This window comes from Tangfeifania sp., from assembly GCF_055108615.1.
This window is the reverse complement of sequence record NZ_JBSQIC010000045.1, coordinates 1-15,714: the sequence shown is the minus strand read 5'-3', so window position 1 is coordinate 15,714 and position 15,714 is coordinate 1. Positions and strand designations below refer to the sequence as shown.

Genomic DNA, 15,714 nt, shown 5'->3' with positions numbered 1-15,714 from the left:
AAAAAGGCGGGAATATATCCCGCCTGAAAATTGTTACGCCGCGATGCAGGCAAATACATCAGCCAATACATCGGGATACTTATCTTTAAAATTTTCGTAGCACCAATCGTGCAATTCCTGCACTTCGTCAGGTTCAATCCAGTGCAGGCATTTTGTGAGTTCTTTCCTGAACAGTTGTTTACTGAAGCTCACTTTTGGTAAAATAATCTTAGCGTATTCTAGCATGGCTCTTCATTTTTAGATTTAATGAATCGACTATTAATATAACATCATTTTTATATAAACCGTATGTTGCAAAATAGGGTTTAACAATCATTAACAATAGCATACAAAATAGTCTTTTTCTATCTGGCTGTATTATTGCCGGTTACCCTGAGCCCCTTGGAAACCTGTTTTATAACATTGACAATGTGGTTTTAACTTTTTGCCGTGGTTTTTGTGTTTCCGGTGATTTTTTTGGTGAAATCGCTGATGGAATTTTGGAGTTCATTTCCGGATTGAAGTGCTTTTACAAATGCACTGCCAATAATTGCTCCGCTAGCATATTTGCAGGCATTGGCAAAGGTGTCGTGGTCTGAAATTCCGAAACCAATCATGCGCGGATTTTTCAGGTTCATTTGCTGAATCCGCTCGAAATAATCCTGGTGAAAATCTTCCACTTTTTTGCCGGCACCGGTGGTCGATGCCGATGAAACCATGTAAATAAAACCGTTTGATGACTCGTCGATTTTCCTGATGCGAGCTTCCGGAGTTTGCGGTGTGATCAGCAAAATATTGTGCAAATTGTTTTTTCTGAAATGCTCCCGGTAGTGCGTTTCAAATTCTTCCAAAGGCAGGTCGGGCAAAATAGCACCGTCGATTCCGGTTTCGCTGCATTTTTTGCAGAACTGTTCCAGGCCAAACTGCATTACAGGGTTGAAATAACCCATTAAAATAAGCGGAATATTTACTGATTCACGAATATTTTTAAGCTGCCCAAAAAGCAGTTTTAGCGTCATCCCGTTTTTTAGGGCAATTTCACTGCTGTGTTGAATGGTTGGCCCGTCGGCAGTGGGATCCGAAAACGGAATGCCGATTTCAATGAGGTCCACGCCGTTTTTTTCCAGTTCCTGAATGATTTCAACGGTGTTGTCCGGGTTAGGAAAACCGGCCGTAAAATAGACCGAAAATATATTCTCTTTTTTCGTTTCAAAAAGTTGATTGATTCTGTTTTTCATTATTGAAAGATTTAGCCCCCTAAATCCCCCAAAGGGACTTCAGAAGGTATTTATTTTTGTTTCGATTTTCATTAACAAATAGATTTTTTTTAGCCTCTCCACTTTGGGGAGAAGTTGGAGAGGGGCTTCAATACCCAAAATACTTCAAATACGTTTCCATATCTTTGTTGCCACTGCCCGAAAGGTTTACGACATTTACATCGTCGGGATTTAATTTTATTTTATCGAGAGCGGCCAGTGCGTGAGCTGATTCCAGCGCCGGGATGATTCCTTCTTTTTGAGTTAGCAAAAGTGCAGCGTTTAACACTTCTTCATCAGTTGCTGCAATGTATTTTGCCCTGCCGGTTTTAAACAGGTGCGCATGCATCGGTCCTATTCCCGGATAGTCGAGTCCGGCGGAAATGGAGTACGGCTCGGTAATCTGCCCGTCGCGGTTTTGCATGAGCATCGTGCGGCTGGCATGCAGCACGCCCGGTGAACCCACTAACAATGTGGCCGCTGTTTCACCGGTATCGAGCCCTTTTCCGGCGGCTTCCACGCCAATCAGTTCCACCTGTTCATCGTCCAGGTAGTGGTAAAAAGCGCCGGCGGCATTACTTCCTCCACCCACACATGCTAAAATCCGGGTTGGAAATTCGCTGCCGGTTTGTTCCAGAAGCTGGCTTTTCATCTCTTTACTGATGACCGACTGAAACCGGGCAACCATGTCGGGGAACGGGTGCGGCCCCACCACCGAACCAATGATATAGTGCGTATCTTCCGGATTGTTAATCCAGTCACGCATGGCTTCGTTGGTGGCATCTTTCAGCGTTTTGTTGCCGCTGTGAACGGGAATCACTTTGGCACCCAGCATTTTCATTTTTTTCACGTTGGGTGCCTGCCGCTGCACATCGAGGTTACCCATGTAAACCACACACTTTATTCCTTTGAGCGCACAAACAGTTGCGGTGGCCACACCATGCTGACCGGCTCCGGTTTCGGCAATAATGCGGGTTTTACCCAGCTTTTCGGCCAGCAGAATCTGACCGACTGTGTTGTTCAGCTTGTGCGAGCCGGTGTGGTTCAAATCCTCGCGTTTCAGGTAAATTTTTGTGCCGTAGTGTTCTGAAAGCCGACCTGCAAAGTAGAGTGGCGACGGCCGCCCCACGTAATCTTTCAGCAATTGGTCGAACTCTTTTCTGAATTCAGGTGATTCGATAATCTCCAGGTAACGGCACCTGAGTTCATCGATATTGGCGTACATCATCTCAGGAATCCAGGCCCCGCCAAACTCCCCGTAATATCCTTTTTCGTTTACAGTGTATTTCATGTATTTTATCTTTTTCTATGTGTTCTATGTGTCTATGTATTTCTTTCAACCACAATGGGCACATAGGTCACATAGGTATTTTAGTAATAAACTCTTTCAATTTTCCAACATTCTTCATTCCGGGATTATCTTCAAAACCGCTGTTCAGATCGATGCCGCAAAGCAGCGGGTGTTTCAGCTTTTTGATTGCTTCTGCATCCTCCGGTCCGATTCCCCCACTTAAAAAGAAGGGAACGGTTCCCTGGTATTTTTCAAGGATTTCCCAGTTGAATTTTTTACCTGAACCACCCGGCAAATCAGTTTTTGTGTCGAACAAAAAATAATCCACCGTCGGTTCATATTCCCGCAGTTTTTCAAATTTAAATGAATCATTCAGGTTGAACGCTTTAATTACTTTCAGTCCCTGTTTTTTTAACATCCGGCAGGTTTGGGAATTTTCTTTTCCGTGCAGCTGAACGAATTCAAAACCAAGATTTTTTGTCAGACCCAGAATTTCAAACGCGTTTTCATCCACAAACACTGCCACTTTGGTTTTGGCTGAATTGAAAAGCCCGGGATCAGTATTTTCCCCCACAAACCGCTTCGATTTCGGGTAGAAAATAAACCCCAGAAAATCCACCGGCAGTTTTTCTACTGCTTCGCGGTTTGCGGTGTATTTCATCCCGCAGACTTTTATTTTCAGGTTATCAACCATAATATCAAATATTTCAGTTATTTTTTGTCATGATTTTTGTTTGCGTTGCCACAAAAATACATGCCAAAACTTGTGCAATTGTTTATCTCTGACACCGCCCTAAAGCCTGTCTGCCGACAGAGGCAGGGACGGTGCTATAAACTTTCAACCAGCTTCCTGCACGCTTCTTCCGGGTTTTCCGTTTTCATAAAAGTTTCGCCCATCAGAAAGCCTTTAAAACCATGCTTTTTTAAATAACGAATAGTTTCCGCTTCGGCAAGTCCGCTTTCCGAAATTTTTACGAAGCGTTCGGGAATAAGCTTAGCCAGTTTCACCGAGGTTTCCACATCCACTTCAAAAGTTTTCAAATTGCGGTTGTTCACACCTACAATATCCACAAAGTCGTTTATTATTTTCAGCTCTTCGGCATTGTGCACTTCCATCAAAACTTCCATTCCCAGACTTTTTGCTTTTTTTGCCAGTGTTTCCGCCTGTTCTTTTTCCAGGCAGGCGGCAATGAGCAGAATGACATCGGCACCAAACGCTTTTGCCTCCATAATCTGGTAGATGTTAATCATAAAATCTTTGCGAAGAATCGGAATTTCCGGATTGACCTCGCGTGCCTTGGCCAGATTGGCCAGTGTTCCGCCAAAGTATTCGTAATCGGTTAAAACGGACAATCCGGTTGCGCCGGCTTCGGTATATCCTATGGTCACTTCTTCCACTTTCACCCCAAAATTGATTTCCCCTTTGGAAGGCGACTTCTGTTTAAACTCGGCAATGATTCCTGTAGAATTGTGTTTTTGCAAAGCCGTTTTCAGTGAGTTGCATTTCCGCTGGTAACCGGGGTATTTTTTGAGCTGCGCCAACGGCATCACTTTTTGCTGCCGGTCAACTTCTGCCTTTTTTGTTTCAACTATTTTATCGAGAATGTTCATGTTTCTTGTTTAGCACCGCCCTTCAGGACGGTGTCGCGTTTAAATTAATCTGCGACCTGGAATTTCTGAAAAATGGTATTTTAGATTTTACCATTTTTCAGAAATTCCTTTTTATATCATATGTTCTTAATTTTCACCGCCCTAAAGCCTGTCTGCCGACAGAGGCAGGGACGGTGCTATTTTTTTCAGTCAACCACTGCTTTCAGTTTTTGTAATGCTTTTCCGCTTTTCAACGATTCGCCGGCCATTTCCACACATTCCGGCAAACTTTTTTCAGGATGAACCAGGTTCAGGCCCAATCCGGCATTGGCTACCACCACGTTGTTCTGCTCTGGTGAACCTTCTCCTTTTAGAATATCCATAAAAATCCGTGCGGCCTCTTCAATGGTGTCCCCGCCGTAAATGGTTTCGGGGTGAATTTTTTCAAACCCGAAATCTGCCGGCGCAAGATAACCTTCGGTTTTCTTTTGTGCAAAACGGGTTGAATCGGTCAGCGAAACCTCGTCATACCCGTCGTTGCTGTTGATGACCGTAAAATTTACATCAAGGGTTTTATACACATTTTTGTAGTGATTGAAATTTTCTTTATTGTTTACACCCAAAACCTGGTATTTTGGCGAGGAAGGATTAATCATCGGTCCCAGCATATTGAAGAAAGTCTGGACTTTCAACGCACGGCGCACCGGCGCAATGTGTTTCATGGCCGGATGAAAAAGCGGTGAGTGCATAAAACAGAAGTTGCTTTTATCCAAATCGTTTTTCAGTTTGGCCGGGTCGTTGCTGAATTGGTAACCCATTAATTCAAGCAAATTGGAAGAACCGCTGGTGGATGAAACGGCGTAGTTGCCGTGTTTGGCCACGTTCACGCCGGCACCTGCTATAATAAAACAGGCCAGCGTGGAAATGTTGAACGTGTTTTTTCCGTCGCCGCCGGTTCCCACCACGTCGATGGGGTCATAATCCGAGAGGTCGGTTACCAGGCACAATTCGGACATGGCATCGCGAAACCCTGCCAGCTCTTCGGACACCATGGGCCGCATTTTAAAAACCGTAAGAAACGAAGCGAACTCCACCTCGCTGTGCATTCCTTTTCCCACTTCCAGCAAACTTTGCCGTGCTTCAACCCGGGAAAGTGTGTTTCCCTTAAATAAAAATTCCAAAGTATTTTTCATGTTAATCAAATTTTATTTTGCGGTGCGTGTAACATTTTTTCTTTTTTGAATTGATGTGGACGCACTTCGATTTTCTTTTTGAACTACATAATGCCCAGGCTGAAGCCAGGGCCTGTTTTTATCCTGCATATCCCCGCTAATTATTGGATGGAAGGTTTTTTCAACCAGTTTTCAATCATTTTTTCGCCAAGCGGTGTTAAAACCGACTCGGGATGAAACTGAACGCCTTCCAAGTCAAATGTTGTGTGTTTCATCGACATAATCATTCCTTTGTTGTCGAAACTTGTCACTTCGAAACATTCGGGCAGGTTTTCCTTCTCCACAATCCAGGAGTGGTAGCGCCCCACCTCGAACGATTCGGGCAACCCGGTGAAAAGAACAGAGCGACTGGCAGTTCGTTTAACCGATGTGGCCATTCCGTGAATTACGCGGTTCATGTTGCGCAGTTCGCCTCCAAATGCTTCACCAATTGCCTGGTGGCCCAGACACACGCCGAGGATGCTTTTTTTCGGAGCATAAGTTTTAATGATGTCCAAAAGCAACCCGGATTCCTCAGGCAGTCCGGGCCCCGGAGAAAGTACAATTTTGTCGTACTTCTCAATTTGGTCCAGTGCAATCTCGTCGTTGCGGAACACATCCACCGGCAAACCTGTAATCTTTTTTATGGCATGTACCAGGTTGTAGGTGAACGAATCGTAATTATCTATAACAAGAATGCGGCCTCCCTTTGTCCCTCCAAAGGAGGGAGTTTGGGGCGAGCTCTTTTTTTGACTATTTTCTTTTGATATCATTTTCTATTTTTTTGCAAGATTCTTTTTCTTATTTCCCTTCCCCCTGGGGAAGGGGCTTCTCTTACTCCCTCTCCTTTGGAGAGGGTTGGGGAGAGGCTCCTAGTTAATCTCTTTCGCCATTTCAATTGCTTTTTTCAGCGCTGCCAGTTTGTTGTTCACTTCCTGCAGCTCGTTTTCTTCTTTCGAATCGGCTACAATTCCGGCACCGGCCTGGTAAAAAAGCCGGTTGTTTTTACTCAGGAATGAACGAATCATGATGGCATGATTCACTGAACGGTCGAAACCGAGATACCCGATGCAGCCGCCGTAGTAACCGCGGTTCTGGTTTTCGTACCGGTCGATGAGTTCCATTGCCTTGTATTTTGGCGCTCCGGATAGCGTACCGGCAGGGAATGTTTCGCCCAAAACCTTTATCAGGTTGGTGTCGTCGGTAATGTCGCCGGTAACCTGCGAAACCAAATGAATCACATGCGAATAAAACTGTACTTCGCGGTAAGTTTCCACCTGCACATTTTCGGCATTCCTGCTCAGGTCATTGCGGGCCAAATCCACCAGCATCACGTGTTCGGCGTTTTCTTTCGGATCTTTGCTAAGTTGCTCGGCCAGTTCGCGGTCCTGGTCGTCGTTGCCGGTGCGTTTAAAAGTCCCGGCAATGGGATGGATGGTCGCTTTGTTGTTGTTTACCCGCAACTCAGCCTCCGGACTGGAACCAAAAATGCGGTAGCTGCCATAATCGAAATAAAACAAATAAGGCGACGGATTAATGGAACGCAGCGCGCGGTACACATTAAAATCATCGCCTTCAAACTCCTGCGAAAACTGGCGGCTCAGCACAATCTGGAACACGTCGCCGCGGTAGCAGTGTTGCTTTCCTTTTGTCACCATCTGCCTGTACTCCTCGTCGGTAATGTTTGACGTTTCGTTGTTTTTAGGCTGAAATTTGATGGTGGAAAAGTTCAGATTGATGAGCAAATGATGAATGTAATCCATTTGCGACGCTTCGCCTTCCTGCAGGTTTTCCACCATGTGAATCCGGTTTTTGTGATGGTCGATGGCCACAATGTACTTGTAGAAACAGTACTTCACCTCCGGGATCTGGTAAGCTTCCTTTTTCTCAGCCGTAAATTGAATGTTCTCGAAATGCTGCACCGCATCAAAATTGATGTAGCCAAAAAGACCGTTGGCAGGCAATTCAATTTCATCGGAATCCACATCGAACAGTTTAAAAAAGCTGTCCAGTTCATCGTGCAGTTTCCGCTTTTCCGACAGCATGAACTTTACTTTTTCCTTGTCCGGCAGTTCGCGGGTTACCTCGCTGTTATTCACTGTGAAGCAGGCTACCGGATTGAAACACACAAACGAGTAGGCATTTTCATGTCCGTGGTAATCCGAGCTTTCCAGCAAAATGGCTTTCGGGTAAAGCGTTCGTAGCCGCAGGTAAATGCTGACCGGCGTGACTGTATCGGCCAGGATTTTGCGGACTACCGGTTTGAATTTTAATTTTTTCATTTTATTATTTTGATTGTTATTGTTTCATTTTCTGACCCCCTAAATCCCCCGAAGGGGGACTTGGGGAAACTGCCATTTATTAAGCTATATAATTTATTTCTGTCATTTTATACATTTCTTCTCTCTTTCCTCTCCCTCTCCGGAGGGGCTAAAAAAAAACGGCTCACCGTGATTCGATGAGCCGTTTCCTGCTGATGCATAGCGGTGCCTCTCTTCACGGAAATTGTAAAAAGTTGCTGCGCCACCACCAGTTTGTATTTCTATAAACTTTCATTTCAATTTTATTTCGAATTCTCTTTCAACAGCTCTCCCCACCATTTTGTTTTTCAATTACAAACAAAAAAACCTGCCCTTTCGAGGAGCAGGTCCATTTTGAATATCTTTAAAAAATACCAATATGGCTATAAACTCCTCACTTTAAGTAAGAAGACCCCACCACGGCAGCCATATTGTATTTGTATTTTTAATCATTTGTAATGAATTCAGTTCAAAAGAATGAATTTTTTTTCAAAAATAAAACAAAACAACAAATTTTTTCGCGGAACATTCACCTTTATTTATCGTAATAATGATTGGCAACTGACCATCTAAAATCATCGGCCATGAAAAATTCAGCTAACCATCGGTACCTTTTCCTCCTTTCTGTTTTCCTTTTTCAATCTTTTATTGTTTTTTCTCAAATACCCGAACTGGTGTGGGAAAAACAATTGAAAATCGACGCTCCCAACTATTTTGTGGATGCGGTTGAATTGCCAGGCGGCGGGTTTGTTGTGCTGGGAGCCCGCGAAATGCCCGGTGAGCGGGGATTCGACATCTGGATACTGCAGTGCAACGAAAACGGTGATACCATTAAAACAAAAATTTTGGGAAATCCGGGAAACGACATTCCCTTCAATATTGAAAAAGACAAAAATTCCGGATTTCTGATTGCAGCTATTTCATCTCTTTCGGAATCTGAATCTTTCGCACGATTGATTGCTGTGGATGCAGACTTTAACATCCGGTGGATTTCAGAAGCTGAACAGTCTTCTTCATTGTCGCGGACCTTTGTGGCTGTTGACGACACCGGAAGTGCCTGGTGGCTGAATACGTTTAAAGGTACGAATGATAAACCGGAGGTGGTTTTGAAAAAACTGGATGAAGCCGGAACCGTAAATGCCACATTTACTTTTGCAGAAGATTTTCCGGTTTCAGGTTATGCGATCAGAACATTAGATGACGGAAGCATCGCTTTTTCCTGCCAGGTAAAACCTCCCGAAGAAAAACCCACCATCCAGGTTTACCGGATAAATTCTGATGGCGATCTGCTTTGGAAATCGTTGCTGCCGTCTTCCGAAAAAACAGTTACCCCGCAGTGTATTTGCTGTTCTCCTGATAATTCGCTGCTGGTGGGAGGCTGGGCAGGATTGTGCTATAACCCGGATGCACCGACTGAAGAGCAAATCTGGGATTATGACTTTTTTCTTGGTAAGCTGGACAGCAATGGCAAATTACTCTGGACGCAGAACTACAACCGCGAAGGCTCGGAACGCGGAACGGCAATCGCTGTTTTACCCGATGGCAACATCATGGCCGGCGGAAAGTGCGAAACCTCTTTTACAGGCTCAGTGGGTCCGTGGCTATTATTTGTGGATAAAAACGGCAACCTTGTAGATGAAAAGGTGCTGAAATTTGTGTCGGTAAAAGACCAGGTAGCCCGGATTATTTGCACCTCCGATGGCGGGTTGCTTTTAATCGGGCCCGGCAACATCGGCACCCAAAACCGGATGGCCGGCTGGATGAAAAAATTGAAGCCGGTGCTGTGAAAACCGGGAATAATTTACAATCTGAAAATTGGAACATTTATATCCAGCTTTAAAAGCGATCTCCGGTGTTTAATAAACAACCCTCGGTCACCGTCTCTTAACATAAAGTCAGTTTTATTGATGCCCTGCTGGTAGTTCAGGAAAATTTTCACGCGGTTCAAATCGTAGCCCACGCCTAATTGCCCGTTGATTTCAAACTTTTCCCGCTCAATATTTTCAGCCAGTAACCAGGCTCCCGAAAGGCCGGCTTTTACCATCCAGTTATTGTTCAGTTTTAAGCCATAATTTACGGGCAGTTCCAGGGAATTTAAAGACACACCAATTAAAGACATATCCTCCCTTAGATACGTTTCATTTATCTCCGTTTTCCTGTAATTAAAGAGCAAGCCGGTTTCAACAAACTGTTGTTTAAAAACCGGTTTCAAAAAGTAAACGCCGCCATTTGCAGAAAGGGTGTTGGTAAAATCAAACTCATTTTCCAAATCGCCCGTATTGAAATAACCGCCTCCTGCAACCAGGCCAATTTCAAATTTCTCCTGTCCGTGCAACAATCCTGTTGCAAATAATGCCAATGTAAATAGTAGTACTCGTTTCATGTTTTTTATTTTTAAATATTAGTATCAAGATTTTAGTATCAAGTATCAAGAGCTAAGTATCAAGACGTAAGACGTAAGAAGATGCTTATCCACAACCGTTTCCTATCGTCTTTTATCCTGTGCTTAATTATCTTGTATCTAACAATCTTGTGTCTCATAGTCTTTCCTCAGAACGTATATTTAAACCCCACCGACGGAATTACCGGGAAGATGGAAACCTGCTTTACCTTGCCACTGGGGTTTTTGTAATAGTACCAGGGATTCATGCGGTTATACACGTTGTAAACCGAGAACGACCAGGTGTAAGTTTTTCCATTCTGTTTTTTTCTTTTCGTGTTGTAGCCCAAATCGAGGTGGTGAAAAACGGGCATTTTCAGGTTGTTGGGATTATCGAACGATTGTTTTGACTGCTGCCAGTCGGGTACACTGCGCGAATTTTCGCTGCCTCCCGGCAAATACATTCCTTCGTATTCCACATCGGGCATGCTCAGGTTGTTGCCCGATTGTAAGGTAAACCCGAACGAAATAGATTTTTCACGGTATTCATTTTTAAAAAGCCGGTATTCGCCCAGCAAAGAAATATCGTGCCGCCGGTCGTATTTGTGCGGAAACCAGCGCCCCTGGTTCACTTCGTTGAATTGCCTTTCGGACCATGACAGCGTATAGGAAAGCATTCCGGTCAATTTTCCGTGAACTTTTTTGGCCATGAACTCAGCACCGTAAGCCCTGCCCCGGCCCACCGAAATGTTCTCGTTCCATTTTGTATCTTGCGAACTCAGGAATACAGCCCCTTCTTCAAAACGGATAACATCGCGCAGCCATTTGTAATAGGTTTCAAAACCAAACACATAATTTGATAATCGCTGCTCAATGCCTGCCGATACCTGCTCACTTTCCTGCGGTTTCACCTCGTCGGTTGACGCTACCCACAAGTCGGTTGGCATGCCCAGCGACGAGTTGGTCAGCAAATGGATAAACTGGGTCATTTGCGTATAGGACGCATTGGCGGAAAACCCGGTGTGCGACCGAAACTTAAATGCAGCCCGCGGCTCAAAGTGGTTGTAGGTTTTTTCTCCTGTAATATAAGTAGCGCCCCTCATTCCCAGGTTCAGGTTGAATTTACCTGCGTTCAGGTTATGTTCTGCAAAATATTCAAAATGAGACGAATTGTTTTTTTGTTCTTCATTTAAAAGAATATCTGTATCGATTCCTTTCATCTGAACAATATTGGGGGCAAACTGCATGCGTGATGCTTTACCCCCAAATCTTATTGTATAAGATGGTGACAGGTACCAATCGAAGTCTGCTTTCAAAGCTAAATCCTGCATATCGGATGTGGCCCGGAACACAACTTCCTGTTCGCCCGAGTCTGAACTTCCGTGGTTGTTAAGCTGGTACCGGCTGTAGTAGGCCGAAATATCTGAAAACAGTTTTTGAGAAAAAATGTGGTTCCAGCGAAACACCGAAGTAATGTTTCCCCAGCTATAACGGTGTTTGCTGTTGGTGCCGTCGCGGTTATTGTTATAATATTGGCTGTCCTTGCCCGAATAAAAACTTAAATAAACCCGGTTCCGGGGGTTGATTATCCAGTTGGTTTTTGCATTGAAGTCGTAAAAATAGTAGCCGTAATTGCCATCGCGTTCTATTGCTGTCTGGTATAAAAACATGGGAATATCGAGCAACGTCCTTCGCAGCGATACAATAAATGCCGCCGTATCTTTTTTCAGGGGCGCTTCGTACGTCATTCTTGCCGAAACCGGGCTGATTGAAAAAATCCCGTGCGGTTCTTTCATGTTTCCCTCTTTCATCGAGATATCCAAAACCCAGGAGAGCCGGCCTCCGTAACGGGCGGGAATTCCCCCTTTATACATCGACACATCTTTTATGGCATCGCTGTTGAACACGGAGAAGAAACCGAAAAGGTGGTTGACATTGTAAACCGGTACGCCGTCGAGCAATATCAGGTTCTGGTCGTTGCTGCCGCCACGCACGTTAAAGCCTGCGCTGTTTTCGCGGGCCGATTTTATGCCCGGCTGAAATTGCAGGGTTTTTAGTACATCGCGCTCACCGAGAATTACGGGCATCCGGTCTATTTTTTCCATGCCCGGGTTGAGAAAGCTCAACGATGATAATTGCGAAGCAGCCTCGTCGGTCCGGTTTGCTTTCACTTCAATCTCTTCCAGTTCTATACCGGTGACGAGCTGAAAGTTTAGGATTGTGTCGTTTTTTAAATCAATCTGTTTCGTTTGGGTTTTATAACCAACAAACCGGCAGGTTAACCTGTAAGCGCCAGCCGGCAGTGTTAAACTGTAAAAACCGTAATTGTTGGTTGCCACGCCCAGACCGGGGCCTGCAACCACTGTTTCGCCTGTTAACCGCTCCATTTCCGAATGGCTTTCAACAAAACCGCTAATGGTAAATTTTTCCTGCGCGAACACGGGAAAAGGAATAATTAGTAATAAAATCAATATACTTCTTTTCATCACTTCGTTACAGTTTTATGGTGGTTATTGCACACGACCCAAAAATGCCGTAACCGTTTTCAATGTTGGAATAGATTTGCACGGGTTCTTTAAAAGGCAATTCTCCCTCGCTGTTTATACGGGCTTTTACCGACGATTTTATGTATTTGTCGTAATGTACGTCAGCCGATACAAAATTGGAAAAACTGCCTGTTTTGTCATGGCTGTTAAAGTAAAGGAGTTATATTGATGAGATTGAATTATAAGTCAAATTGGAAACAATAGTCGATTCATTTTTTTATCAGTTTCTGAACAAGATTGTATTCTCCTGCTTTGGCGTTTAATATATAGGTTCCAGGTGAAAATCTACTCATATTAATTGATTCATTGTTGTTAAGTGTTTCTTTTTCAATGACTACCCTCCCTGATAAATCAGTTATTTTGTATTTTAAGGGGAAAGTTTTTCCTGAATAATTGATTGTTAATTTATTAAGGAATGGATTCGGATAAACAATTAAACCCCCCTTTCGAGTATCTATTTCTACACCTGCATTTTTATTTACTGTTTTATTATTAGTCTCATCTGAAAAAATTATGGCAGATTTATTTGTATAAACAGTCATATAAAAATTTTCCTGATGTCTATTTCCATTGCAATCAGTCAGTATTAAAGTCCCATAGTACGTTGTTACATATGGAACTGCTCCCGTTCCATCCCAGGCTATTATCCATCCATTTTCGTAAATTGGTTGATTGTTTGATGTGTAATACGTATTTTGGGCTCTATCAAATATTCTAAGATCATATTCAACCGCAAAAGCTTGGCTAAATGCGTAATAATCATTAATTCCATCTCCATCCGGTGTTAGTTGTACATCTGGTGCATTCGCACAATAATTTCCACATCCCCTGTCTGGTTCGCTCATTAGCTCAGGCTCAATTCCCGCGTAAAAAGTAGCTCCTTTTTGAACTTCAAAACCACCGTTCAAGTAAATGTTCATTCCAGCTTCCAGCGAGGAGTTGCCGCTTTTTAATGCCAGCAATGTACCAGGATCAGGTTCTGCAAAAATCTCGTAACGGCTCTTTTTTTCTCCCAGCAAATCCAAATCTGATTTTATGGCCAATACATCCCGAATCCCGCAAGGATAACAACTTCCACCACAATCAATTCCGGTTTCGTCTCCATCTTGTATACAATTATCGCAATGGTCTGGTAATTCTGACGGATCCGGAGGGGAGGGGTTGGAACTGTTTGCTTCTCCTGCACCATTTGGATCAATAATAGAACTTATCTCAAAATAAAGATTATTAAAAGTCCCATTTGTAGAAGTCATTTGCCCGATTAAATCACAACTTTTCTCAGAGGCTCCAGCCACATGAAAACCAACTATTTGCCTTTATGAGTTAAATACAGGAGCTCCGGAACTTCCTTTCTCTGTCAGTCCTAAATCGTATTTTAACAGAAATCCATCAAATGTTACCAAATCAGCACTATGATTGTCTTTGTTAATTTTTTTTACGTCACCTTTGGGGTGATGAATACAAAAATAGCCAACATTACTCGAATTGTAAAAATCATGATCCTTATACCAGGCACCGTATTCCAAATCGTAATCTGCAAGCCGATCAATATTTGAAGTAGCTTGAAGAACCGCATAATCATGATTGGGTGAATAGCCTGGTAATCCGGCTTCATCATAAGAACTTCCTAATGCTATCCGGTTAAAAAAACCAGGGAGCTGAATTCCCTTATTATCAGTATTGTCAGTACCACATTCCTTATTCTCATATTTCGTAATAACATAAAAATGTGTGATATCGCTAATTATGTCAATTGGTGTTACACCAAGTTTTTTATAGTTATAAAGATGCCCGGCCGTCACTAAAAGAGGAAAATCGTTAACATCGTAATCTCCGGCTTTATTAAGAAAAAAGCCTGTACCGTTTTTATATTTGGTTTCAAAATAACCATCACCATCTTCATCAATTTTAAACTCTATATCCAAAAATACAACAGATTTTGCTTCATTTTTATAGTTTCCATAATCTGTGCAAACAATATCGTTTTGGCAACCTGAATATTCAGAAGACCCCCAATAGCCACTTTTTAAGTCCAAGTCATTTAAGGAAGACCTTCTTTGATTTCCAAACCCTACGAAACCATAGGAGATTCTTTTTATTACAATGTCCTCCTTTTCTTTTAGTACATTAGGTTCATAATATTCTATTATAATTTCTTCCCCATAAACAGAGCTCCTTATTCCTCTTTTTTTATGCCTTTCCAATAAATTTTCAGAATGGAAAACCATAGGTGGTTGAATTAGATTAACGGCTGTATCGGAGGCAATTAATGCGATATAGGTACCTTTAGGTAATTTTGGGAAACCAAGATCGACTCCGATACCACGTGCAGTAACTCCCTCTATAGCATATCGCCACAATTTTCCGTGCTCAAGGTTAATACAAATACCATTTTCTTTTAAAGAAATTGGTTCATGTCTAAGCTCAATACCACCTGTGTATTCTGCCCCTAATTCCTCGACAGATTTTCCATTATTGTATTTTCTACTTAATGAGTCATTGTCCATATAAGGAATTACAAAACTCGGTACATTATATGCTTCTATTTCAACACTATATTTCTCAGACGAAGAAAACGGAATTATATTCCCCCATTTATCGTAAACTAACTGCGCTTCCAGTTGCAATGCAACAAACACGATAAATAATAGTATAAATATTTTTTTCATGGTAATCTATTTTTCGGGTGTTAATAATCCTTTTTCTTTTGCCAGTTGAAGCAGCTCATCAATTTGTTCCTGCTGTTCTTTTACCGATTCAACCAGAACAGGGATCAACCCTACATAGTCCACGTATAAAAAGCCCTCATCATCTTGCTGAACCAGCTCAGGGAAAAGCGCCTGCACTTCCTGTGCCAAAAATCCCAGTCTCTTTCTCTGTTTATGGTCGGTATTATTTAACAATGCCAGGTCATTCTGTTCTTTTTCCGTTAAGCCGGAAATTTGGTCTGCCGGAATTACCCGGTTATTATTTTTCAGGTTGTAGCTAATTCCGTTTAACTGCTTTAACTGACTAAGTTTATTCCCCAATGGTCTAATGTTCTCTTTGAAACGCGAATCGGAACTTAGGGTGTGTAATGAATTAAGTTACCTGATAAACATTTCTAAATGTCACATATTTAATTATTTATAAAATATTATTAGGCAGTTTATTCTATTACA

At 42.7% G+C, this 15,714-nt stretch carries 14 protein-coding genes and 1 pseudogene; 1 reads left to right on the top strand and 14 read right to left on the bottom strand.

The window, feature by feature from the left end:
• Nucleotides 1–33: 33 nt before the first annotated feature.
• The 8 genes from ACTCNA_RS10880 to ACTCNA_RS10845 form a co-directional block, all read right to left on the bottom strand.
• Nucleotides 34–225 carry a hypothetical protein gene (locus ACTCNA_RS10880; protein WP_073170138.1) on the bottom strand — a complete coding sequence of 64 codons (192 nt, stop codon included), beginning with the start codon at nucleotides 223–225 and terminating at the stop codon, nucleotides 34–36.
• A gap of 191 nt (nucleotides 226–416) precedes the next feature.
• A complete protein-coding gene (gene trpA, locus ACTCNA_RS10875; protein WP_462947941.1) occupies nucleotides 417–1,217 on the bottom strand; it encodes a tryptophan synthase subunit alpha in 801 nt (266 codons plus the stop codon).
• A gap of 127 nt (nucleotides 1,218–1,344) precedes the next feature.
• On the bottom strand, nucleotides 1,345–2,526 hold the full coding sequence (trpB, locus tag ACTCNA_RS10870; protein WP_462947940.1) for a tryptophan synthase subunit beta: 1,182 nt from the start codon (nucleotides 2,524–2,526) through the stop codon (nucleotides 1,345–1,347).
• Nucleotides 2,527–2,593: 67 nt separating this feature from the next.
• Entirely contained in the window at nucleotides 2,594–3,187 is a 594-nt protein-coding gene (locus ACTCNA_RS10865) for a phosphoribosylanthranilate isomerase (protein ID WP_462947939.1), read from the bottom strand.
• Between the two features lie 167 nt (nucleotides 3,188–3,354).
• Nucleotides 3,355–4,137 (bottom strand): indole-3-glycerol phosphate synthase TrpC, encoded by a 783-nt coding sequence (trpC, locus tag ACTCNA_RS10860; protein ID WP_462947938.1) that lies wholly within the window; start codon nucleotides 4,135–4,137, stop codon nucleotides 3,355–3,357.
• 185 nt (nucleotides 4,138–4,322) lie between these two features.
• The gene (gene trpD / locus ACTCNA_RS10855) at nucleotides 4,323–5,309 is read right to left on the bottom strand and encodes an anthranilate phosphoribosyltransferase (protein WP_462947937.1); all 987 of its coding nucleotides are present in this window, start codon (nucleotides 5,307–5,309) and stop codon (nucleotides 4,323–4,325) included.
• A gap of 140 nt (nucleotides 5,310–5,449) precedes the next feature.
• On the bottom strand, nucleotides 5,450–6,100 hold the full coding sequence (locus ACTCNA_RS10850) for an anthranilate synthase component II (RefSeq protein ID WP_462947936.1): 651 nt from the start codon (nucleotides 6,098–6,100) through the stop codon (nucleotides 5,450–5,452).
• Between the two features lie 99 nt (nucleotides 6,101–6,199).
• Entirely contained in the window at nucleotides 6,200–7,609 is a 1,410-nt protein-coding gene (locus ACTCNA_RS10845; protein WP_462947935.1) for an anthranilate synthase component I family protein, read from the bottom strand.
• 602 nt (nucleotides 7,610–8,211) lie between these two features.
• On the opposite strand from ACTCNA_RS10845, the gene ACTCNA_RS10840 reads away from it, so the two are divergent.
• Nucleotides 8,212–9,414 (top strand): hypothetical protein, encoded by a 1,203-nt coding sequence (locus ACTCNA_RS10840; protein WP_462947934.1) that lies wholly within the window; start codon nucleotides 8,212–8,214, stop codon nucleotides 9,412–9,414.
• A gap of 14 nt (nucleotides 9,415–9,428) precedes the next feature.
• On the opposite strand, the gene ACTCNA_RS10835 is transcribed toward ACTCNA_RS10840, so the two are convergent.
• The 6 genes and pseudogenes from ACTCNA_RS10835 to ACTCNA_RS10810 all read right to left on the bottom strand — a co-directional run.
• Entirely contained in the window at nucleotides 9,429–10,010 is a 582-nt protein-coding gene (locus tag ACTCNA_RS10835; protein ID WP_462947933.1) for an outer membrane beta-barrel protein, read from the bottom strand.
• A 167-nt stretch (nucleotides 10,011–10,177) separates the two neighbouring features.
• Nucleotides 10,178–12,493: a TonB-dependent receptor gene (locus tag ACTCNA_RS10830; protein WP_462947932.1), complete on the bottom strand. Its 2,316-nt coding sequence runs from the start codon at nucleotides 12,491–12,493 to the stop codon at nucleotides 10,178–10,180.
• A gap of 7 nt (nucleotides 12,494–12,500) precedes the next feature.
• Nucleotides 12,501–12,635 carry a DUF4249 family protein gene (locus tag ACTCNA_RS10825; RefSeq protein WP_462947951.1) on the bottom strand — a complete coding sequence of 45 codons (135 nt, stop codon included), beginning with the start codon at nucleotides 12,633–12,635 and terminating at the stop codon, nucleotides 12,501–12,503.
• Between the two features lie 127 nt (nucleotides 12,636–12,762).
• On the bottom strand, nucleotides 12,763–13,806 hold the full coding sequence (locus tag ACTCNA_RS10820) for a T9SS type A sorting domain-containing protein (protein ID WP_462947931.1): 1,044 nt from the start codon (nucleotides 13,804–13,806) through the stop codon (nucleotides 12,763–12,765).
• Nucleotides 13,807–13,869: 63 nt separating this feature from the next.
• A complete protein-coding gene (locus ACTCNA_RS10815) occupies nucleotides 13,870–15,222 on the bottom strand; it encodes a trypsin-like serine peptidase (protein ID WP_462947930.1) in 1,353 nt (450 codons plus the stop codon).
• Nucleotides 15,223–15,228: 6 nt separating this feature from the next.
• Nucleotides 15,229–15,603, bottom strand: a pseudogene (locus ACTCNA_RS10810) (tail fiber domain-containing protein); the annotation flags it as partial.
• Nucleotides 15,604–15,714 lie beyond the last annotated feature (111 nt).

What these genes read in the sequence shown, in the direction of transcription:
- ACTCNA_RS10880 (WP_073170138.1), bottom strand. Translation starts at nt 225, where the DNA reads ATGCTAGAATACGCTAAGATTATTTTACCAAAAGTGAGCTTCAGTAAA.
- trpA (WP_462947941.1), bottom strand. Translation starts at nt 1,217, where the DNA reads ATGAAAAACAGAATCAATCAACTTTTTGAAACGAAAAAAGAGAATATA.
- trpB (WP_462947940.1), bottom strand. Translation starts at nt 2,526, where the DNA reads ATGAAATACACTGTAAACGAAAAAGGATATTACGGGGAGTTTGGCGGG.
- ACTCNA_RS10865 (WP_462947939.1), bottom strand. Translation starts at nt 3,187, where the DNA reads ATGAAATACACCGCAAACCGCGAAGCAGTAGAAAAACTGCCGGTGGAT.
- trpC (WP_462947938.1), bottom strand. Translation starts at nt 4,137, where the DNA reads ATGAACATTCTCGATAAAATAGTTGAAACAAAAAAGGCAGAAGTTGAC.
- trpD (WP_462947937.1), bottom strand. Translation starts at nt 5,309, where the DNA reads ATGAAAAATACTTTGGAATTTTTATTTAAGGGAAACACACTTTCCCGG.
- ACTCNA_RS10850 (WP_462947936.1), bottom strand. Translation starts at nt 6,100, where the DNA reads ATGATATCAAAAGAAAATAGTCAAAAAAAGAGCTCGCCCCAAACTCCC.
- ACTCNA_RS10845 (WP_462947935.1), bottom strand. Translation starts at nt 7,609, where the DNA reads ATGAAAAAATTAAAATTCAAACCGGTAGTCCGCAAAATCCTGGCCGAT.
- ACTCNA_RS10840 (WP_462947934.1), top strand. Translation starts at nt 8,212, where the DNA reads ATGAAAAATTCAGCTAACCATCGGTACCTTTTCCTCCTTTCTGTTTTC.
- ACTCNA_RS10835 (WP_462947933.1), bottom strand. Translation starts at nt 10,010, where the DNA reads ATGAAACGAGTACTACTATTTACATTGGCATTATTTGCAACAGGATTG.
- ACTCNA_RS10830 (WP_462947932.1), bottom strand. Translation starts at nt 12,493, where the DNA reads ATGAAAAGAAGTATATTGATTTTATTACTAATTATTCCTTTTCCCGTG.
- ACTCNA_RS10820 (WP_462947931.1), bottom strand. Translation starts at nt 13,806, where the DNA reads ATGACTTCTACAAATGGGACTTTTAATAATCTTTATTTTGAGATAAGT.
- ACTCNA_RS10815 (WP_462947930.1), bottom strand. Translation starts at nt 15,222, where the DNA reads ATGAAAAAAATATTTATACTATTATTTATCGTGTTTGTTGCATTGCAA.